Below are 17,975 nucleotides of genomic sequence, written 5' to 3' on the forward strand. Positions count from 1 at the left end.
AGACCCGTGCGGAAACGCCGGGTCTTCGTTTCTATGATTGAAATACGCCGTCTTCTTTCAGCTTTTTCAGGCTGATCGGAAGCACCGAATCTTTCATAATGAAACTGAACTTTTTATTTCGCGGGAGATTCTCCGGCAGTTCGCTGAACAGCACCGGCCCCTTTGTTTCAAAATAATCAGCCTGTTTTTCAAGCTTTTCAATATCGGCAAAATAAATATTCTTAACGATTACCTTTTCCCTGCCGAGAACTTTATACTGTCCGACGTACTGAAGGTGTCTTACCGCGGCGCCGGTCTCTTCTTTTACCTCGCGCAGGGCCGCTTCCTCCGCACATTCCATCGGCTCCACTTTTCCGCCCGGAAATTCAAACCCCCGGTCTTCGTGCTCAGTCAAAAGCCACTTGTCACCATATCGGCATATGACCCATACGTGCTTCGGGCTGTCTGAAAAAGGCTGGTGTTCAAAGGAGAGCTGAACAGTGTTCTGATAATAGTCTTTAAACTCGTACATGTTTATCCCTCTAATCCGTTCCTTCATATCTTCCATACATCATACCACAGTTGCGTTTGTTCGGAAGCCCTTTATCAAAAATTCAGAGGAAAACCATCATACCCGCTAGTATAGCCTCCTATGAAGCAAATGTTACGGTTTGCGCTTGAATTTATTTTTCAGGGTGTCCAAAAGGTCGACGAGCACCTGCGGAACCGGGATGCCCAGCGAGCTTGCCGTAATCACAATCTGTATCGATTCGTATAAAATATAAAACATGATAGCCAAATTGCGGATGGCGCCTTCGGTATGAAGCAGCTGATCAAAAAAATGGCAAACTGAGACTAAAGACAAGGTCACGATTTTTTTGACCAGCCGCGCAAAAAGCCTTTTTGGGCTCAGCTGTTGCAAAAGAGATTCTTTTAAGCTTGTACTGATAAATTCGATCGCCATGACCGATAGCAAAATCAGAAACGAATACTGAAAACCGCCGAAGAAAAACCCCGCTGCCGACACAATCACTGCAAAAAACGAAAAGATGCCAAAGTCTCTGCCCACTTGATCCAACATCCTTTCACAGAAACGGCCTTACATTATTCTATGAAAAGTGAATGGAACGGACTGGATTTTTCAGAAAAATGGACAACATCTCTCTTCAGCAGCCAAATAAAAGACCGGGACGCTTTTAAGCCCCGGCCTTCCCTTGTTAATTATCCTAAATACGCTTTCAGCATCCAGTTATGTTTTTCGATATTCTGGTGAATGGCAAGCAGCATATCTCCGGTCGTTTCGTCTCCGACCTCATCTGCGAGATCCATTCCGCTTTTCAGTTCTTCTGCAATGACAGTGAAATCATCATAAATGTTCTGTACCATTTGTTCTGCGCTCTCATTGCCTTCCGCTTCTTTTATAGATGCAGTCTTCAATGATTCCGTCATTGTGCCGATCGGCTTGCCGTTTAATGCCAGCAGACGTTCTGCCAAGTCATCAATATATGTAGCCGTTTCGTTATACAGCTCCTCGAACTTTTCATGCAGTGTAAAAAAGTCCTTCCCTTTGACGTACCAATGATAGTTATGTAATTTCACATACATGACCGTCCAGTTTGCAACTTGTTTATTGACTGCTTCCAATAGTTTTTCTGACATGCCTATCTTCCTCCTTTGGGTTTACTATTGATATACCCTTTATATCGTTTGTTAAAACATAAATTTTTAGCCCTTGATTTTACGCCTGGAAAATATGTTATGATTTGTTAAAAAGGAGGGATTTCATGCTGCTTCTTCTGAGTCTCGGCTTTCTTATCGTGCTCGCCGTGCTGCTTTTATCCATCTGGTCGACCGTAAGAGCCTATAATGTAAAGCATACGATTGATCCGCCGCAGGACACATCAAACGGCTTGACGCATAAAAACAAACCTTAATGATGATGCGTCTGTTCCTCATGGCCGGAGGAATCATCGGCAGCTTCAGCATCTCCGACACGCACTTTTACAGTCGGCATATTGTGCTGCTGTTTTGCCGTTACGTGGGATTGAACGGTATACACACCCTCTTCGTCAAATTCAGTCCGCAGATGATACGCCCCTTTTTCCTCCTTGGCCTTGCTTGTTTTGCTGCTGCCTTTTTTTCCTTCTTTCCATACTTCAAACATGACTTCATCCGCATCCGTGACGCGCTTTCCGCCGTAAAAAACATCCGCCTTGTATTCTGCTTTTTCATGCGGCTTTACCGTTTCCGGTCCCGTAAGCTTGACCTCAAGCGCTTTAGGCTTTTCATCCGCGGAGGTTTTGTCCGAATTGCCCCCGCAGGAAGATAAAAGAAATACCATACCGCACATACCTGCCAATACAGCCCGTTTCATTCCATCACTCCTTCGTGTTTGCTTCTATTTTAGCAAACGCTTACACATAAGGTGTGACATTTTTTAGAAATATGTAAAAAAAGCCTTTTTGCATGACAGCAAAAAGGCCTGTTTTTTTATCCGAACACTTTCAGCAAATCTTCTTTATCCTGTGACAGCCAGAAACGCATCAGACGTTTCGCGCCTTCCAAATCATGAAGTTTCGCCTGGCCGCACTGTTTTTCGTTGGCTGCCGGAATCTCCGTAATATCGATGGCTTCTTTCAGCGTAGCGTCAAGCAGGTCAACAATCTCTTCCGCTGTCGGCTCACCGCTCACAACCAGATAATAGCCTGTCTGGCAGCCCATCGGTGAAATATCTATGATGTCAAAGTGATCGTATTTCTCAGAATGTGTGCGGATCGTAAACGCAAGCAAGTGCTCAAGCGTATGAATCGTATCCGGCTTCATCGCCTGTTTGTTCGGCTGGCAGAAGCGGATGTCAAACTTATTCACGACGCCGTCTGTTCCGACTTTATGCACTCCGCAATGTCTTACATACGGAGCCACAACCGCATTATGGTCAAGCTCAAAACTTTCTACTGAAGGCATAATGGCACTCCCTTTTTTTCAGAATATGCACCCATTATAACACAGTTTTCCGATAAGAATTACGGCGGACGCTTTTCAATCTGAAATTTTTTTTCTATACTAGCATCAGAAAGGTGGTTTTTTTGATGAAAACCATAATGATTGCGTTAATCCGCGGGTACCAGAAGTTCATCTCTCCGCTGACGCCGCCGTCATGCCGCTTTTATCCGACATGTTCGCAGTACGGAATCGAAGCCGTCAAGACTCACGGCGCATTAAAGGGAGGATGGCTGACACTGAAGCGAATTTTAAAGTGCCATCCTTTTCATCCAGGCGGGGTTGATCCCGTACCGGAAAAAAAACAAAAGCATTAATCCATATGCTGATAGCCGTCGATCACCAGATCAAGCTTGCCGGTTTCAGGATCAATCACAAGACCGTGCACCGGCACGTTATCAGGGAATAGAGGATGGTGTTTAATGACGTTTACGCTGTCTGTAACACTCTCTTCTACAGAATCAAAGCTTTTCAGCCATTGATCAAGGTCAACGCCTGAGTGCTTCAGCATGTCAATCCGCTCTTTCGGAATACCGCGGTCAATAATTTTACCGAGCATATCCTCGCTGTTGATTTTGCTCATGCCGCAATCATGATGCCCGATGACGCAGACTTCATCAGCGTTTAATTCGTATACGGCCACTAAAAGGCTGCGCATAATGCTTCCGAATGGGTGGGCGACAAGCGCGCCGGCACTTTTAATAATTTTCACATCGCCGTTTCGCATGTTCATCGCATGCGGAAGCAATTCAACAAGGCGTGTGTCCATACAGGATAAAATCGCCATCTTTTTATCCGGGAATTTAGATGTTTGGTATTTTTCATATTCTTTTTGTTTAGTAAACTGCTCATTAAATTTCATGATATCGTTTAAAAGACTCATCTTGGTGTTTCCTTTCTGCTTTTTATTCACAATATAACATAAAGCGGGTCCTTTCGTCACTCCCCGCTCTTGATGACAAAGTTACAGACGGGACAAAAAATAAGACAAACCCCTCGGGCTTGTCTTATTTCCCCATATTGTATTTTTTGTTGAACTGTTCGACTCTCCCGCCTTTTTCGTTGAACTTTTGGCGGCCTGTATAAAACGGATGTGTATCTGAGCTGACTTCTACTTTAATCAGCGGGTATGTTTTTCCGTCTTCCCACTCTGCTGTTTCCTCTGATGTTTTCGTTGAATGGCTTAAAAACCGGTAGCCGCTGTTCACATCTTGAAAAATCACTTGATGGTTATCCGGATGAATATCTTTTTTCATGCTGATCTCCCTTCCTCAAATCGTAATGATTACGCTTTATTTTAAACCTTAAATAGGCGCTTGTCAATCATATATGCCCCGATCCCTTGATTTCTAAACCCTGCACATATATGGAATCAGAAGAATAATTTAATGGCTTCAGCAAATAATATAACCACATTACATAAAACGGTAATTAGAAAGGCGGTTTATGACGTGGATGATTTAGTGTTAGCCAGAAGCCTGTTCGGGACAACCATGGGCTTTCATATTATTTTCGCGACGCTTGGTGTCGGCTTGCCTCTGATGATTTTAATGGCTGAATTAATTTATCAAAAAACAAAAGATCCGCATTATGCCATTATGGCGAAAAGATGGACAAAGGCGCAGGCTGTTCTGCTCGGCGTGGCGATACCGACCGGAACGATCGCGGGTACACAGCTTGCCCTTTTGTGGCCCGGATTCATGGAAGTCATCGGCAGAGTCATGTCACTCCCGTTTCAAATTGAAATTTATGCTTTCTTTATCGAAGCGCTGTTTATGTCCATTTATGTCTATGCCGCTGACCGGCTGACTCCGGCGATGCGCATCATTGCCGTCATTTTCGTTTTGATCGGCGCCGCGGCATCTGCCGTCTTAATCACAAATGTTCACGCATTTGAAGGAACGCCGGCCGGCTTTAAAATTTTAAACGGCAAAATCACTGACGTCGAACCGTGGGCGGCATTTTTTAATCCAAGCTTTTTCACCACCGCGGGCCATGTCGTTTTGACGGCTTTCATGACCGGTGCATTTATCGTCGCGTCAGTAGCCGCTTATAAAATGCTTAGAACGAGAAAACAGGAGCAGGTATATCGTTTTCACCGGAAAGCGCTTTTGCTCGCTTTAACGATCGGCGGAATCTTTTCTATTATTGCCTCTTTAAACGGACACGAGTCAGCCCAGCTCCTTTACGAATACCAGCCTGAGAAGCTTGCGGGCGCAGAAGGGCTGTTTGAAACAAGGTCACATGCTCCGCTTGCGATCGGCGGTTTTACCGATGCAAAAGAAGAGAAAGTAAAATGGGCGATAGAAGTGCCGTGGGCTTTAAGCTTTTTGGCTGCAAACAGCTTTGACACCGTCGTCAAAGGCTTAAATGCGTTTCCGAAAGACGAGTGGCCGCCTTTATTCATCCATACACTGTTTAACGGAATGGTCGGCATCGGGATGCTGCTCATTTTGTACTCCGTCATCGGCATCGTGTGGAGAAAAGTGTTAAAGAAAGACAGCTTTCCGACTTGGCTTTTGATTTTATTTTTAACCGCGGGACCGCTTAGTCTGATCGGCATTGAATTCGGGTGGATATTCGCCTGTACCGGACGGCAGCCATGGGTGATTTATCATCTTCTGAAAACGTCAGATGTCGTCACGACAACCGGTTCAATCGGTTTGCTGTTCATCCTGTTTACGGTGGTTTACGCCATTTTGGCGGCCGCAGTCATTTATGTGCTGCTGTATTATTTCCGCAAACATCCCGTTGAGGAGGATGTAAAAGCGGCGGAATCTTAACAACAGAAAGGGCTGAATTGAAATGGACATTACCATGGATGCTCTCATCGCGATATCAATCGTATGGGGCTTCGTGTTTATCTACGCGGTTATGGCAACGATGGACTTCGGAGCCGGCTTTTGGTCTATGATTTATTTAAATAAAGAACAAACAAAGGCGACTAACATCGCCAACCGTTATTTATCCCCGACATGGGAAGTGACCAATGTCTTTATCGTCGCGATCGTTGTCGCCCTTTTCAGTTTCTTTCCTGGGGCAACCTTCGTGCTGGGTACCGTTTTATTGATTCCGGGGAGTATCATTTTGCTGCTTTTAGCCATCCGAAGCGGCTTTCTCGTTTTCTCCAATACGGCGAAAGAAAGAAAAATCATGAGATATATCTCCGGAATTTCAGGCTTCATTATTCCTGCTGTGCTGATTTTGGTCCTTCCGGTAACACACGGAGGATTTATCGAGAAAACGGGCGGAGTGTATCACTTGAATTTGGCAAATGTCTTTACAAGCCCGAATGCGTATGCCTTTATCGGCTTTGCCATTTTAAGCACTTTATTTTTATCTTCGCTGCTTCTGGCCGACTTTTCAAATGTTGCGGAAGAGGAGCATGCGTATCGCATATACAGACGGAGCTCTTTAATAACAGGACCGCTGTCTCTTCTTTTTGCGATCTTCATTATGCTGACATTGCGCGCTGAAGCCGGCTGGCTGTATACGGGAATGATGAAAGACCTGACATGGCTCATCCTGTCTGTCATTACATTTATCATTGCCGGTGTCGCCCTCTTTTTGCCGAATAAACGCTTCGGCAGAAACCTCGGCAAACCGAGGATCGCCATGATTGCCATTGCGCTGCAATACTTTTTGGCAAGCTATGCGTACGGACGGGCTCATCTTCCTTATATGATTTATCCCGATATTACGGTCATGTCAGGATTTACGGAACCTGCAACCTTCAGGGCGCTGTTTATGACGTATATCGTCGCGTTCATCATTTTGTTTCCCGGATTTTATTTCTTCTGGAAGCTCTTTATGAAAGACAGACGTTATATCCGCCAGGAGGAATAACAAAAATCGAGGCGGCTCATACTAATGGCGTACCTTTTATTTGGGAGGGGAAATCAGCATGGACCAAAAAATTCTGTGTGAAGTCAATAACTGCTCATATTGGGGCAAAGGCAACAAATGCACAGCCGACGCTATTTATGTTGTCAGCCATACAGGCGAAACAGCTGAAAACAGTGAAGAAACGGATTGCAAAACCTTTAAACCGCATGATTTATAAAAAAAAGAGCTGTTTTTATACAGCTCTTTTTAATTTCCGCACCGCTCACATTTAAAAAACCGGCTTTAACAGCCGGTTCAAACGGGGAAGGGGTGATGATGAACAGTTTCAATATAACAGCGGCATACAGAATGCTCAACTTGCTGAAATATCGTTTTATCAGCTGTTTGTCGTAAAAACGTCCATTTGGGTGACGTATTTTCTCATTATTTCCTGATTGACTTCGACACCCAGCCCGGGACCGTCCGGAACAGAGATAAATCCCTCTTCGATACGGATGTCAGGAGTGATAATATCCTCCTCCCAGTATCGGTCTGATGAGGCAATGTCCCCCGGTATCGTAAATTGCGGCAGCGAGGCAAGCGCGACAGTCTGCGCTCTCGAAATGCCGGTCTCAAACATTCCGCCGCACCATACGGGCATGTGATGCTCTCTGCACAGATTATGTATTTTTAAAGCCTCTGTCAGGCCTCCTACACGCGCAGGTTTTATGTTAATGATTTTACAGCTTCCAAGCTCAATCGCCCGTCTCGCGTCATCAAATGAGCATATGCTTTCATCAAGACATATCGCCGTTCTCAGGTGTTTTTGCAGGTGGCGGTGATCGACAATATCATCTGCCTGAAGCGGCTGTTCTATCATCATTAATTGGAATTCATCCAATTCTTTCAGCCTGCTGATGTCTTTCAGTTCATACGCTGAGTTGGCATCCGCCATGAGCGGTACATTCGGAAAACGGCTGCGGATGGCTCTGATCAAATCAACGTCACTGCCGGGCTGAATTTTTATTTTTATACGTTGATAACCTTCTTTTACGTATTGCTCAATTTCCCGAAGCATCTCATCAGCCGAAGCAATACCCACCACGACGCCGGCGGGCACTTTATCTCTTTTGCCTCCCAAGGCTTCTGCAAGAGAAATCCCCTTTTTCTTGGCATATAAATCCCACACGGCTGATTCAAGGCCCGCTTTTGCCATGCGGTTTCCTTTGAAACGCACGAGACTGTCAGGCACGTCTGACGGGTGGGAAAATTCACGGCCTACGATATTGGGGATAAAAAAATCTTTCAGCATATGAGCGCATGTCTGAATCGTTTCTTCTGTATACCACGGGGAAGAAAACGCCGATACCTCTCCCCAGCCGGTTCTGCCGGTTTCGTCGATCGCTTCCACGATCAAAAATTTGCGGTCCTGCAGTGTTTCAATACTTGTTTTAAATGGTTTTTTCAGCCTCATACTCACATGATAAAGGGTGATTTTTTCAATCTTAATCATGACAATTCTCCTTTACGAAGCTCATTAAGCCGATGCCTCATCAATTTATTGGACGCGTTCCGCGGGAGCTCGTCAACCGCGAAAAAAGCAGCCGGTATTTTATATTTTGCAAGACGTTCACGGCAAAAAGCGGTCAGCTCTTCTGAACTGACAGAAGAATTCAAAACGAGAAAGGCATGCGGCACTTTCCCCCACTTCGGATCTTCGGCTCCTGAAACACCGGCTTCCGCTACAGCCGGATGGGCAAGCAGCGCCGCTTCAACTTCAGCCGGGTAGATGTTCTCTCCGCCTGAAATGATGAGATCCGACCGTCTGTCCAGCACATATAAAAACCCTTCATCATCCAAATAGCCAAGATCGCCTGTTTTAAACCATCCATTATGAAAAGCGGCCTGATTCGCTTCGTCCCGATGATAGTACCCTTTCATCACATTCGGCCCTTTCACCGTAATCTCACCGTGTTCAAACGGCGCACAGCGATTTCCGTCTTTTTCAATTCTGATTTCACATGAAAACAGCGGTTTACCAGCCGAGCCGAGCTTTTCCATGCTGAATTCAGGAGAAAGCGTGACAATCTGTGAGCAGGTTTCGGTCAAGCCGTAAGACTGGAAGACCGGAAATTTTTTCCTGCGGCATTCTTCAAGAAGCGGCAGCGGTGCAGGCCCCCCGCCAAGCAGAATGCAACGCAGTGATTCAGGACATTGTTCAGTCTCCGAAAGCAGACCCGACAGCATGGTCTGCACAGCCGATATGATCGTGACCCGGTGTGAGCTGATGCTGTCCAGCACATCAGTGACAGAAAATTTTTGGTGAAGCACGACAGGCATGCCGTAAATGACCGATTTAAACAGTGCAGACAGGCCGCTGATATGAAAAAGCGGCAGCGCAATAAGCCAGCGGTCCCGCTCCGTGACCCCCAGATTCAGCGCAGATGATACAGCGCTGGAATAATGGTTTCCGAAAGTCTGCTGCACCCCCTTCGGCCTTCCCGTTGTTCCTGACGTATACATAAGAGTCGCCGTATCATCAAGCGTTACATATTCTTCCGGCTCAATGTCTTCCGCCTCTTCAGACTGCAGCTCGTCCACATCTGCGGTGGCGACTGTGGATTCATAATCTTCCCGGCGAAAACCGTCCTCCGTCAATAAAAGCTTCGCCTGTGAATCTTCGAGCTGAAACAGCCGTTCTTGTTTTGAGAGCTTCGTATTTAACAGCACCGCTTCCATTCCTAATAAGAAGCAGGCGTGAACGGCATAAACCATTTCAGGTCTGTTAGAAAGCAAAATCGCGACACGGTCTCCTTTTTTAAGCGTGCAGTATTCGGACAGCCGCGCGGCCATTTGTTTAGAAGCATGGTACAATTCTTTGAATGTCATCTGTTTGTTTTCAAATATGAGAGCGATTCTCTCAGGTGTCAGCTGAGCCCTTTGAATGAGCCAATTTGGCTGTTCTGTCAGCATGTTATCATCTCCGAGGTAAAAGTACTGTTTTTGAAAAGAAAACAGCTTGGACCAGAGCGGCTCAAGCTGTTTCGTAGTGTCATCTGATCACGGAAAACGAGGGAACTGACCGAAATCGGGACTGCGTTTCTCTTTAAAGGAATCGCGGCCTTCTTTCGCTTCGTCTGTCGTGTAATAAAGAAGCGTTGCATCTCCTGCAAATTGCTGAATTCCGGCAAGACCGTCTGTATCTGCGTTAAATGCCGCTTTAAGGAAACGAAGGGCTGTAGGGCTTTTCTCAAGCATTTCCTCACACCATTTAATTGTTTCCTCTTCAAGTTTCTCTAATGGGACAACCGTATTGACAAGCCCCATGTCGAGCGCTTCCTGCGCGTTGTATTGACGGCACAGGTACCAGATTTCACGGGCTTTCTTATGTCCGACGATACGCGCCAGGTAGCCTGAGCCGTAACCGGCATCAAAGCTGCCCACTTTCGGTCCGGTCTGACCGAAAATCGCGTTATCAGCTGCAATCGTTAAATCACAGACGACATGAAGCACATGGCCTCCGCCGATGGCGTAGCCTGATACCATCGCTACAACCGGTTTTGGAATAACACGGATTAAACGCTGAAGATCAAGCACATTCAGACGCGGGATCTGATCGTCTCCGACATATCCGCCGTGACCGCGGACTTTTTGGTCCCCGCCTGAACAGAATGCCTTATCTCCCGCTCCCGCAAGAACGATGACACCAATCTCAGAGTCATCACGTGCATAAGCAAATGCGTCAATCATTTCTGATACCGTCTTAGGAGTAAATGCGTTATGTACCTCCGGGCGGTTAATTGTTATTTTTGCAATACCGTTATACGTCTCGTACAGGATTTCATCGTACTGACGTTCACTTTTCCATTCTGCAGCCATTGATATGACCTCCTCTATTTTTGCATGAGTCCGGCCGAAAAGTCATTTTCTTTATGCTTTACAAGCCGTTTAAAAACTCACTTACTATCTTACCAAAAATTCGCGGCTGTTCCACATGAACCGTGTGCCCCGCCTGTTTGACAACCTCTATTTTACTTGATGGAAGCAGGTTATGCACCTTTTGATTAATAACGCAAAATTTTTCATCCCATTCACCGCATATGAGAAGAACCGGCGATTTGATGCGGTCTAATGCACTCCACCAGGAAGGCTGGGAGCCCGTCCCCATTCCGAGCAGACTGCCTGCAAGACCGGATGGATTATTTTTCAGCCGGCCGGCACGGATGGACGCCTTTACACTGTCCGGAAGAGAAAGCTGCGTGGCAAACAACGGAATGCTTTCCCAATAATCGACAAACGATGTTATGCCTTCCCGCAATATAAAGTCCGCAAGCTTCCGGTCTGACTGAATCCGCTTTTTGCGTTCCTCAAGCGTGCTGAGGCCAGGAGTTGAACTTTCCAGAACAAGCGCTGACACCCGATGCGGAAATGTCTGTGCAAAGGAGTAAGCAAGTCTTCCCCCCATAGAATACCCAATAAGTTTCACTTTGTGAAGTTTTAATTGATCAAAAACGGCGGCAAGGTCCGCCACCTGCCGGCTCGCACTATACCTTGCCGCTTGCACAGGCGCGTCTGTCTCCCCGTGGCCCAGGCAGTCAATCATCACCATTCGCTCGCCGGGAAACATTCCGCGTAAAAATTCCCATGATTCTTTACTGCCCGTAAACCCGTGCAGACAAACTATTGCTTCAGACGATTCGTGACCGCTGTCAGCCGCCCGATAGCACACGCCGTCCGCCATTTTGACAGTTACAGCTTCCATTCTTTTTTCACTTCCTGAACTGCGGCCTGCAGCAGATCGCGATGGAATTGAACTCTTGATGTCCGATCTGTTTTCAGCTCGATAATATGAAGTCCGGGCTTGTCCGCCTGCGGCTGATACGCATCCTTAAATGCATCCCAAGTCTCAGGGCAAGTATACGTCCCGCCGTACAGTGCGGCGGCATGACGGAAATCAAGGCCCGTCGGCGTACCGAACAGTTCTTCAAAATGAGTTTTATCAGATGCCTGCGGCAAAAATGAGAAAATCCCACCGCCATCATTGTTTATTAAAATAACGGTAAGCGGAATTCCAAGTTTTTTAGCCGCTAACAGCCCGTTTAAATCATGGTAAAACGATAAATCTCCAATCACAAGCGTGACAGGCGCCTTTGTTCCCTCACACAGTCCCATAGCCGAGGAAACAACTCCGTCAATTCCGTTAGCGCCACGGTTGGCATAGACACGGAAGGAACGATCTTGTTTTTCAAAGAAAGTGTCCACGTCACGAATCGGCATGCTGTTGCCGACAAAAATCGAACTGCCCTCAGGAACAAGGTGCTGAAGCTGACGATATACATTACCTTCAAATGATAAATCATCCATACTCGCGGTCTTTAAATGGCTGCGGAACCGCTCATTGACAAACTGCCATTTCTCCAGCCAACCGGACGGCCGTTTTTCAGTTTCAGCTGAACGGACCGCTTCCAACAACACAGACGGATGGCAATGAATCATATGCGCGCCGGTCTGAGTGGGATCTCTCCACCCTCCGTCTTCATCAACGATAAACTGCTCAATGGCAGAATCGTCTCTAAGCCATAAAAAGAGCGGTTTGGAAACCGGCATCGGGCCGAAACGGATCACAGCGTCCGGACGCAGCGCCTCTTTTATCTCCTCATCTTTTAGGAATGAGTCATAGGCATCAATAATCAGCGCTTTATCATGCTTTCCGTTTCGGAGATTTGAAAGCGGGTCAGCCAAAATCGGGAATTGAAGCATCTCGGCAAGCGCGATGATCTGCTGTTTTTCTGCTTCACCGTGAATTTCGCCGCAGACGATCATGCCCTTTTCGGTACTCGCAAGACGCTCTGTAATATGACGCAGAGAGGCTTGGTCAGCTGACTGAATCCCTGTCGTAACAGAGACATGCCGCCCAGCTCTCATTCTTTCAAAAGGCCGTGCTGATAAATCCGGCATCAAAGGCTCTCTGAGCGGCACATTGACATGCACAGGCCCCATCGGGCGCTTGCCCGCTTCACTTACGGCTCGGCCGGCCAATGTTCTGATATAACTCAGCATCTGAGGATTTTCCTCAGGAAGAGCTGAGTCTGTGAAAAACTTAACAAAGTTACCGAACAGAAAATGCTGGTTAATCGCCTGAGGCGCCCCTACTTCCCTTAATTCATGCGGCCGGTCAGCAGTCAGGACAATAAGAGGCACTCTTGAATAATGAGCTTCAATCACGGCCGGATAGAAGTTAGCCGCTGCCGTTCCTGACGTACAAATCAGCATGACCGGACGCTGCCGGGCTTTTGCAAGACCGAGTGCGAAAAAACCCGCGGATCGTTCATCAATCTGTATATGGACTTGAATATCCGGGTGGGCCGCTGCCAAAACCGCCAGCGGAGTTGACCTCGATCCGGGACAAACGACGGCGTCGGTTACACCCGAAAGAGCGAATTCATCAATAAAGCTTCCGATATAATGTGTAATCGGGTTTGTCAAAGCCTTTCACCTCCTAAAGCAGAGATCATCGGCTTTAGTTTAATTTGTGTTTCTTCATATTCTGATTGCGGATCTGAATCTTCAACAATACCGCATCCTGCGAAAAGCCGCGCACTTTTGTCTTCAATCAGCCCTGATCGGATGGCCACGACAAATTCTCCGTTTTCCCTGCCGTCCATCCAGCCGATAGGAGCCGCGTACCATCCGCGTGTCATCGGTTCAATATCAGCGATAACTTCAACAGCTTTTTGCTGGGGCGCTCCGCCCAATGCCGGTGTCGGATGGAGCTTTTCAATCAAATCAAACAGCGAAGCGGACGTTTTAAGATGACCGACGATCGGCGTATATAAATGCTGAACACTTTTTGTTTTATATAGTTGCGGACCCGCCGGCTTTTTCACATCACTGCAGCTCGACAAAAAAGCATCGTGTATCATCTGAACCACAAAATCATGCTCCGCGAGATTTTTTCCGTCATGCAGCAATTCGTTGCCAAGACAGTCATCTTCTTGTTGATTTTTTCCGCGCTTAATTGAACCTGCCAGGCAGGACGACATGACGTCTTTGCCGGATTTTTTGATCAGCCTCTCTGGTGAAGCGCCGACAAAGCATTTATTTCCCTGCTCAATCGCAAAAACATAGCTTGTCGTTTGATCCGTCAAAAGCTTTCTGACAACGCTCTCCACCGGAATAGGCCCATCAAATGACAATACGACTTCCCTTGCCAGCACGACTTTATCATATTGATTTGCCTTCATATCATTTGTTGCTGTATTAATGGCTTCAAGCCAGTTTTCCACATCAAGTTCTTCCGCTTTTGTTAAAGCGGGATACCCCTCATCCGCCATTGAAGAAACTGCAAAAGCTTCAGAAAAAGATTTCAGACGTTTCAGCACATCTTCTGTCTGATTACCGTCTGCCGCCCATTGATTGACGGTTAAATAATCACCATCCGCCGTCTTTGTCAGCATGAGTGAGGGAATAAAGAACAGTCCTTCTTCGAACCCGTTCCATTCGTCTCCTCTTTCTTCAGCGGGATTAAATGAAAAACCGCCGAATAAGACAGGGCCGACTGCGGTTTGCGCCGCCTCTTCTTCATGAATATGAAAAGCCGTCTTTTTAAAGCGCTCCCATTGTTCAAAAACGTCGTGATAACGCTTGTTGTTTTTTTCATTCGATTGGAACAGCGCTTCTGTGCCAAGACCGACTATTGTTAATTCACTACCGGGTTCTGACCAAAAAAATCGTTTGCCTTTATATTTTTTTGCTCCGTCTTTGAAAAATGATAGAGGGTCTAAAGACGCAATACGTCTTGAATAGCTCAATAAGACAGCATGGTTGACTTGTTTGGCTTTATGTAATGCATGATCTGCTTCCTCTCGGAACGTATGCTGCACCGTTGTCACCATGAGACATTCCTCCATAATCCGTTAAATGCTTTTAATACAATACACCTGTGATGACATTGTGTCAAACACACAGATGTGAGCACGACAAAATGCCTGCATTTCTTATTATAAACCTTTTTGCACAAATGAATAAAGAAACAAACTTGAATTTTCTTTCCCCACTCTCGGCAAACACTGTATCCTTTTACTTTGCAATGGAAAAGTGACCATTTTTATCCACCTTTTTTCTGACCAAAAACGTTCATACTAACAGTAAGCATCACATAGAAACGAGGGAACGATGTGCTTACAAACGAACAGATCACACACTTGAAAAAAGAGCTGGAAGAAGCCAAACATGATATTTTAAGCCGTTTTAAAGAAAATGATCAATTTCAATTAACAGATGAATTCCCGTATCAGTCATCCGGCGAATTGTCTTCCTATGACAATCACCCCGGCGATCAGGCAACCGAGTTATACGAGCGTGAAAAAGACTTGGCTCTCCTCGACCATGAACGGGAGCATCTTCGCGATATTGATTACTCCTTGAAACAAATTGAAAACGGTACGTACGGCGTATGTGAAGTCAGCGGTAAGGAGATCCCTTATGACAGACTGGAAGCTCTGCCGACGGCTACAACCTTGGCGGAATATTCCTCGCAGGATGCCGTTTCTAAAGACAGGCCGATTGAAGAGGAAACACCGTTCGGACAGTTTGAATTTGATGATGATGAATCAATACGGCCGCCTTACGACAGTGAAGACTCTTATCAGGACGTTGAGAAATACGGAAACTCAGAAACGCCTCAGGATTTAGAGAATCCGCCTCTCAGCTACAACGATATGACAATGAACTCTGAAGAAAACATCGGCTATGTTGAGGATTATGAAAACTTCATCGCAACAGATATTACCGGAAAAAACATTTCTGTGTACCCAAGCAGAGAACACAAAAAATATGAACAGGAACTGGACGAAGAAGGAATTATGACGACCTTTGGCGATCTTCATGCTGACTAAAACCCCGGCAAGCCGGGGTTTTAAGTTTGCAGCATTATTGCAGTGAAAACTCATACACTGAAAGGGGTATCTTTATCGGGAATGAACGTATTGATATTGAATATCGGAGGAAATAGATGAAGTATATCGGTGCGATTATTGTTTTTATCATTACATATGCCTTGTTTTCTTTAGCTGGGTTTCTCTTTCCCATCGACAGGGAATGGTACGATGCCCTTCACAAACCTGACTGGACGCCGAGCGGATCAGTTATCGGCATCATATGGGCGGTTTTGTTTGCGTTTATCTCGCTGTCAGCAGCCTTGATATACACAAAGTTTTCCTGTAAAGAATCCAAAGCTTTCTGGGTGATGCTTCTCATCAATTATATCGTTAATCAAGGATTCAACTTTTTTCAATTCACACAGAAAAATTTGCTTGCTGCATCTATCGATTGCCTGCTTGTGGCCATTACAACACTCAGCCTATTGATCATTGCCGGCAAATACAGTAAAGCTTCAGCCTGGCTTCTGGTTCCTTATTTATTATGGAGTGGTTTTGCCACATACCTGTCTTTTACCATTTACACTATGAACTCATAATAAAAAACCTTGCATAGTATGCAAGGTTTTTTAATGACCCGTACGGGATTCGAACCCGTGTTACCGCCGTGAAAGGGCGGTGTCTTAACCGCTTGACCAACGGGCCTTATGGCGGAGAAGGAGGGATTTGAACCCTCGCGCCGCTTACACGACCTACACCCTTAGCAGGGGCGCCTCTTCAGCCACTTGAGTACTTCTCCATATGGCTCCACAGGCAGGATTCGAACCTGCGACCGATCGGTTAACAGCCGATAGCTCTACCACTGAGCTACTGTGGAAAAATCATCATGGTGGGCCTGAGTGGACTCGAACCACCGACCTCACGCTTATCAGGCGTGCGCTCTAACCAGCTGAGCTACAGGCCCATGACAATAAAAAAATGGAGCGGGTGATGGGAATCGAACCCACGACATCAGCTTGGAAGGCTGAGGTTTTACCACTAAACTACACCCGCATTGTTGTTTGGGGCGATTGATGGGAATCGAACCCACGAGTGCCAGAGCCACAATCTGGTGCGTTAACCACTTCGCCACAACCGCCAAAACAATATTAAATTAAGATGGTGGCTCGGGACGGAATCGAACCGCCGACACACGGATTTTCAGTCCGTTGCTCTACCAACTGAGCTACCGAGCCTTTTTTATAAATGGCGGTCCGGACGGGACTCGAACCCGCGACCTCCTGCGTGACAGGCAGGCATTCTAACCAACTGAACTACCGGACCATTTTTTGGTTGCGGGGGCAGGATTTGAACCTGCGACCTTCGGGTTATGAGCCCGACGAGCTACCGAACTGCTCCACCCCGCGATGATAATTAAATTAGATATGGCGGAGGAAGAGGGATTCGAACCCCCGCGGGCTTTGACACCCCTGTCGGTTTTCAAGACCGATCCCTTCAGCCAGACTTGGGTATTCCTCCGTATATGTGGTGGACCTTGTAGGACTCGAACCTACGACCGGACGGTTATGAGCCGTCTGCTCTAACCAACTGAGCTAAAGGTCCAATGGTAGCGGCGGAGGGGATCGAACCCCCGACCTCACGGGTATGAACCGTACGCTCTAGCCAGCTGAGCTACACCGCCAAAAAACAATTAAAATCAAGTGGAGCCTAGCGGGATCGAACCGCTGACCTCCTGCGTGCAAAGCAGGCGCTCTCCCAGCTGAGCTAAGGCCCCAAAGTGGTCGGGAAGACAGGATTCGAACCTGCGACCCCATGGTCCCAAACCATGTGCTCTACCAAGCTGAGCTACTTCCCGATTTTTCAAAAGTATGTATGGCGCGCCCGAGAGGAGTCGAACCCCTAACCTTTTGATCCGTAGTCAAACGCTCTATCCAATTGAGCTACGGGCGCAACAATAAGTGCCGAGGGCCGGACTTGAACCGGCACGGTAGTCACCTACCGCAGGATTTTAAGTCCTGTGTGTCTGCCAATTCCACCACCCCGGCATGGATGGTATAGGTATAGTTGGAGCGGAAGACGGGATTCGAACCCGCGACCCCCACCTTGGCAAGGTGATGTTCTACCACTGAACTACTTCCGCGTTTGGCAATGCGGATGAAGGGACTTGAACCCCCACGTCTGTAAAGACACTAGAGCCTGATTCTAGCGCGTCTGCCAATTCCGCCACATCCGCAAGAAAAACATGGTGAGCCATGAAGGACTCGAACCTTCGACCCTCTGATTAAAAGTCAG

The 17,975-nt window shown here is 46.8% G+C and carries 20 protein-coding genes and 19 tRNA genes (1 of these 39 cut by a window edge); 7 read left to right on the top strand and 32 right to left on the bottom strand.

All coding sequences use genetic code 11. The features are described from left to right. Window positions 1-31: 31 nt before the first annotated feature. The 3 genes from ytkD to QRX25_RS14265 form a co-directional block, all read right to left on the bottom strand. Window positions 32-511 carry an RNA deprotection pyrophosphohydrolase gene (ytkD, locus tag QRX25_RS14255; protein WP_013353274.1) on the bottom strand — a complete coding sequence of 160 codons (480 nt, stop codon included), beginning with the start codon at window positions 509-511 and terminating at the stop codon, window positions 32-34. 132 nt (window positions 512-643) lie between these two features. Beyond that, a complete protein-coding gene (locus QRX25_RS14260) occupies window positions 644-1,048 on the bottom strand; it encodes a phage holin family protein (RefSeq protein WP_065982143.1) in 405 nt (134 codons plus the stop codon). A gap of 152 nt (window positions 1,049-1,200) precedes the next feature. Continuing rightward, window positions 1,201-1,638 carry a Dps family protein gene (locus QRX25_RS14265; protein WP_003152242.1) on the bottom strand — a complete coding sequence of 146 codons (438 nt, stop codon included), beginning with the start codon at window positions 1,636-1,638 and terminating at the stop codon, window positions 1,201-1,203. 125 nt (window positions 1,639-1,763) lie between these two features. Between QRX25_RS14265 and ytzI the strand changes: the two genes are divergently transcribed. Further along, window positions 1,764-1,913, top strand: coding sequence for a YtzI protein (gene ytzI / locus QRX25_RS14270; RefSeq protein WP_115997795.1), 150 nt, complete (start codon window positions 1,764-1,766; stop codon window positions 1,911-1,913). On the opposite strand, the gene QRX25_RS14275 is transcribed toward ytzI, so the two are convergent. Further along, window positions 1,910-2,353: a FixH family protein gene (locus QRX25_RS14275; protein WP_013353277.1), complete on the bottom strand. Its 444-nt coding sequence runs from the start codon at window positions 2,351-2,353 to the stop codon at window positions 1,910-1,912. The two genes, ytzI and QRX25_RS14275, sit on opposite strands and share 4 nt — an antisense overlap. 116 nt (window positions 2,354-2,469) lie before the next feature. Beyond that, entirely contained in the window at window positions 2,470-2,943 is a 474-nt protein-coding gene (locus tag QRX25_RS14280) for an S-ribosylhomocysteine lyase (protein ID WP_003152237.1), read from the bottom strand. Window positions 2,944-3,068: 125 nt separating this feature from the next. On the opposite strand from QRX25_RS14280, the gene yidD reads away from it, so the two are divergent. Further along, on the top strand, window positions 3,069-3,296 hold the full coding sequence (gene yidD / locus QRX25_RS14285) for a membrane protein insertion efficiency factor YidD (RefSeq protein WP_065521603.1): 228 nt from the start codon (window positions 3,069-3,071) through the stop codon (window positions 3,294-3,296). Here yidD and QRX25_RS14290 read toward each other — a convergent pair. Together QRX25_RS14290 and QRX25_RS14295 are read right to left on the bottom strand one after the other, a co-directional pair. Then, on the bottom strand, window positions 3,293-3,862 hold the full coding sequence (locus QRX25_RS14290) for a beta-class carbonic anhydrase (RefSeq protein WP_065982909.1): 570 nt from the start codon (window positions 3,860-3,862) through the stop codon (window positions 3,293-3,295). The genes yidD and QRX25_RS14290 overlap by 4 nt on opposite strands. A gap of 124 nt (window positions 3,863-3,986) precedes the next feature. Beyond that, window positions 3,987-4,235, bottom strand: coding sequence for a type B 50S ribosomal protein L31 (locus tag QRX25_RS14295; protein WP_003152229.1), 249 nt, complete (start codon window positions 4,233-4,235; stop codon window positions 3,987-3,989). A gap of 195 nt (window positions 4,236-4,430) precedes the next feature. Here QRX25_RS14295 and QRX25_RS14300 point away from each other — a divergent pair, with 195 nt between their 5' ends. Genes QRX25_RS14300 through QRX25_RS14310 form a run of 3 tightly spaced genes read left to right on the top strand, consistent with a single transcriptional unit; the run spans window position 4,431 to window position 7,042 of the window. Beyond that, window positions 4,431-5,762, top strand: coding sequence for a cytochrome ubiquinol oxidase subunit I (locus QRX25_RS14300; protein WP_065982910.1), 1,332 nt, complete (start codon window positions 4,431-4,433; stop codon window positions 5,760-5,762). A 22-nt stretch (window positions 5,763-5,784) separates the two neighbouring features. Further along, entirely contained in the window at window positions 5,785-6,825 is a 1,041-nt protein-coding gene (locus tag QRX25_RS14305; protein ID WP_065982145.1) for a cytochrome d ubiquinol oxidase subunit II, read from the top strand. A 58-nt stretch (window positions 6,826-6,883) separates the two neighbouring features. Continuing rightward, a complete protein-coding gene (locus QRX25_RS14310) occupies window positions 6,884-7,042 on the top strand; it encodes a DUF1540 domain-containing protein (RefSeq protein WP_065982146.1) in 159 nt (52 codons plus the stop codon). 159 nt (window positions 7,043-7,201) lie between these two features. Here the strand turns inward: QRX25_RS14310 and menC are convergent, their stop codons facing one another. From menC to QRX25_RS14340, 6 genes are all read right to left on the bottom strand, one after another. Then, window positions 7,202-8,317 (bottom strand): o-succinylbenzoate synthase, encoded by a 1,116-nt coding sequence (gene menC, locus QRX25_RS14315; RefSeq protein ID WP_212098817.1) that lies wholly within the window; start codon window positions 8,315-8,317, stop codon window positions 7,202-7,204. Further along, window positions 8,314-9,777 (bottom strand): o-succinylbenzoate--CoA ligase, encoded by a 1,464-nt coding sequence (locus QRX25_RS14320; protein ID WP_212098819.1) that lies wholly within the window; start codon window positions 9,775-9,777, stop codon window positions 8,314-8,316. Before QRX25_RS14320 ends, menC begins: the two co-directional genes overlap by 4 nt. 87 nt (window positions 9,778-9,864) lie before the next feature. Then, window positions 9,865-10,683: a 1,4-dihydroxy-2-naphthoyl-CoA synthase gene (gene menB / locus QRX25_RS14325; protein ID WP_065982149.1), complete on the bottom strand. Its 819-nt coding sequence runs from the start codon at window positions 10,681-10,683 to the stop codon at window positions 9,865-9,867. Between the two features lie 58 nt (window positions 10,684-10,741). Further along, window positions 10,742-11,566, bottom strand: coding sequence for a 2-succinyl-6-hydroxy-2,4-cyclohexadiene-1-carboxylate synthase (menH, locus tag QRX25_RS14330; protein ID WP_065982150.1), 825 nt, complete (start codon window positions 11,564-11,566; stop codon window positions 10,742-10,744). Continuing rightward, window positions 11,554-13,290: a 2-succinyl-5-enolpyruvyl-6-hydroxy-3-cyclohexene-1-carboxylic-acid synthase gene (gene menD, locus QRX25_RS14335; RefSeq protein ID WP_212098821.1), complete on the bottom strand. Its 1,737-nt coding sequence runs from the start codon at window positions 13,288-13,290 to the stop codon at window positions 11,554-11,556. Before menD ends, menH begins: the two co-directional genes overlap by 13 nt. Then, on the bottom strand, window positions 13,287-14,699 hold the full coding sequence (locus tag QRX25_RS14340) for an isochorismate synthase (protein ID WP_115997799.1): 1,413 nt from the start codon (window positions 14,697-14,699) through the stop codon (window positions 13,287-13,289). The genes menD and QRX25_RS14340 overlap by 4 nt, the downstream gene beginning before the upstream one ends. Before the next feature lie 282 nt (window positions 14,700-14,981). Here QRX25_RS14340 and QRX25_RS14345 point away from each other — a divergent pair, with 282 nt between their 5' ends. Next, on the top strand, window positions 14,982-15,701 hold the full coding sequence (locus QRX25_RS14345) for a TraR/DksA C4-type zinc finger protein (protein WP_212098824.1): 720 nt from the start codon (window positions 14,982-14,984) through the stop codon (window positions 15,699-15,701). 116 nt (window positions 15,702-15,817) lie between these two features. Next, complete coding sequence (locus QRX25_RS14350; RefSeq protein WP_065982154.1) at window positions 15,818-16,282, top strand: TspO/MBR family protein; 465 nt, start codon at window positions 15,818-15,820, stop codon at window positions 16,280-16,282. Window positions 16,283-16,316: 34 nt separating this feature from the next. On the opposite strand, the gene QRX25_RS14355 is transcribed toward QRX25_RS14350, so the two are convergent. The 19 genes from QRX25_RS14355 to QRX25_RS14445 form a co-directional block, all read right to left on the bottom strand. Then, window positions 16,317-16,388: transfer RNA gene (locus QRX25_RS14355), tRNA-Glu, on the bottom strand. A 3-nt stretch (window positions 16,389-16,391) separates the two neighbouring features. After that, a tRNA-Ser gene (locus QRX25_RS14360) sits at window positions 16,392-16,482 on the bottom strand. A 3-nt stretch (window positions 16,483-16,485) separates the two neighbouring features. Further along, window positions 16,486-16,560 (bottom strand) — tRNA-Asn (locus QRX25_RS14365). A gap of 10 nt (window positions 16,561-16,570) precedes the next feature. Continuing rightward, window positions 16,571-16,647: transfer RNA gene (locus tag QRX25_RS14370), tRNA-Ile, on the bottom strand. 15 nt (window positions 16,648-16,662) lie between these two features. Further along, a tRNA-Gly gene (locus QRX25_RS14375) sits at window positions 16,663-16,736 on the bottom strand. Between the two features lie 9 nt (window positions 16,737-16,745). After that, window positions 16,746-16,821 (bottom strand) — tRNA-His (locus tag QRX25_RS14380). 21 nt (window positions 16,822-16,842) lie between these two features. Further along, window positions 16,843-16,918, bottom strand: a tRNA-Phe gene (locus QRX25_RS14385). A gap of 11 nt (window positions 16,919-16,929) precedes the next feature. After that, window positions 16,930-17,006, bottom strand: a tRNA-Asp gene (locus QRX25_RS14390). 6 nt (window positions 17,007-17,012) lie between these two features. Then, window positions 17,013-17,089 (bottom strand) — tRNA-Met (locus QRX25_RS14395). A gap of 19 nt (window positions 17,090-17,108) precedes the next feature. Beyond that, window positions 17,109-17,201 (bottom strand) — tRNA-Ser (locus QRX25_RS14400). Between the two features lie 7 nt (window positions 17,202-17,208). Further along, window positions 17,209-17,285 (bottom strand) — tRNA-Ile (locus QRX25_RS14405). Between the two features lie 2 nt (window positions 17,286-17,287). Continuing rightward, window positions 17,288-17,364 (bottom strand) — tRNA-Met (locus QRX25_RS14410). 20 nt (window positions 17,365-17,384) lie between these two features. Then, window positions 17,385-17,457 (bottom strand) — tRNA-Ala (locus tag QRX25_RS14415). A gap of 4 nt (window positions 17,458-17,461) precedes the next feature. Further along, window positions 17,462-17,538 (bottom strand) — tRNA-Pro (locus QRX25_RS14420). A gap of 18 nt (window positions 17,539-17,556) precedes the next feature. Continuing rightward, window positions 17,557-17,633 (bottom strand) — tRNA-Arg (locus QRX25_RS14425). Between the two features lie 9 nt (window positions 17,634-17,642). Continuing rightward, window positions 17,643-17,728: transfer RNA gene (locus QRX25_RS14430), tRNA-Leu, on the bottom strand. Window positions 17,729-17,748: 20 nt separating this feature from the next. Beyond that, window positions 17,749-17,823, bottom strand: a tRNA-Gly gene (locus tag QRX25_RS14435). A 9-nt stretch (window positions 17,824-17,832) separates the two neighbouring features. Then, a tRNA-Leu gene (locus tag QRX25_RS14440) sits at window positions 17,833-17,916 on the bottom strand. 10 nt (window positions 17,917-17,926) lie between these two features. Further along, window positions 17,927-17,975: transfer RNA gene (locus QRX25_RS14445), tRNA-Lys, on the bottom strand; it runs 27 nt beyond the window's last position.

The organism is Bacillus sp. L381 (genome assembly GCF_030284525.1).
In the GTDB taxonomy this organism is placed as follows: Bacteria; Bacillota; Bacilli; order Bacillales; family Bacillaceae; genus Bacillus; species Bacillus amyloliquefaciens.

Coding starts and splice junctions, on each gene's coding strand:
- ytkD (WP_013353274.1), bottom strand. CDS start 511: ATGTACGAGTTTAAAGACTATTATCAGAACACTGTTCAGCTCTCCTTT.
- QRX25_RS14265 (WP_003152242.1), bottom strand. CDS start 1,638: ATGTCAGAAAAACTATTGGAAGCAGTCAATAAACAAGTTGCAAACTGG.
- ytzI (WP_115997795.1), top strand. CDS start 1,764: ATGCTGCTTCTTCTGAGTCTCGGCTTTCTTATCGTGCTCGCCGTGCTG.
- QRX25_RS14275 (WP_013353277.1), bottom strand. CDS start 2,353: ATGAAACGGGCTGTATTGGCAGGTATGTGCGGTATGGTATTTCTTTTA.
- QRX25_RS14280 (WP_003152237.1), bottom strand. CDS start 2,943: ATGCCTTCAGTAGAAAGTTTTGAGCTTGACCATAATGCGGTTGTGGCT.
- yidD (WP_065521603.1), top strand. CDS start 3,069: ATGAAAACCATAATGATTGCGTTAATCCGCGGGTACCAGAAGTTCATC.
- QRX25_RS14290 (WP_065982909.1), bottom strand. CDS start 3,862: ATGAGTCTTTTAAACGATATCATGAAATTTAATGAGCAGTTTACTAAA.
- QRX25_RS14295 (WP_003152229.1), bottom strand. CDS start 4,235: ATGAAAAAAGATATTCATCCGGATAACCATCAAGTGATTTTTCAAGAT.
- QRX25_RS14305 (WP_065982145.1), top strand. CDS start 5,785: ATGGACATTACCATGGATGCTCTCATCGCGATATCAATCGTATGGGGC.
- QRX25_RS14310 (WP_065982146.1), top strand. CDS start 6,884: ATGGACCAAAAAATTCTGTGTGAAGTCAATAACTGCTCATATTGGGGC.
- menC (WP_212098817.1), bottom strand. CDS start 8,317: ATGATTAAGATTGAAAAAATCACCCTTTATCATGTGAGTATGAGGCTG.
- QRX25_RS14320 (WP_212098819.1), bottom strand. CDS start 9,777: ATGCTGACAGAACAGCCAAATTGGCTCATTCAAAGGGCTCAGCTGACA.
- menB (WP_065982149.1), bottom strand. CDS start 10,683: ATGGCTGCAGAATGGAAAAGTGAACGTCAGTACGATGAAATCCTGTAC.
- menH (WP_065982150.1), bottom strand. CDS start 11,566: ATGGAAGCTGTAACTGTCAAAATGGCGGACGGCGTGTGCTATCGGGCG.
- QRX25_RS14340 (WP_115997799.1), bottom strand. CDS start 14,699: ATGGTGACAACGGTGCAGCATACGTTCCGAGAGGAAGCAGATCATGCA.
- QRX25_RS14350 (WP_065982154.1), top strand. CDS start 15,818: ATGAAGTATATCGGTGCGATTATTGTTTTTATCATTACATATGCCTTG.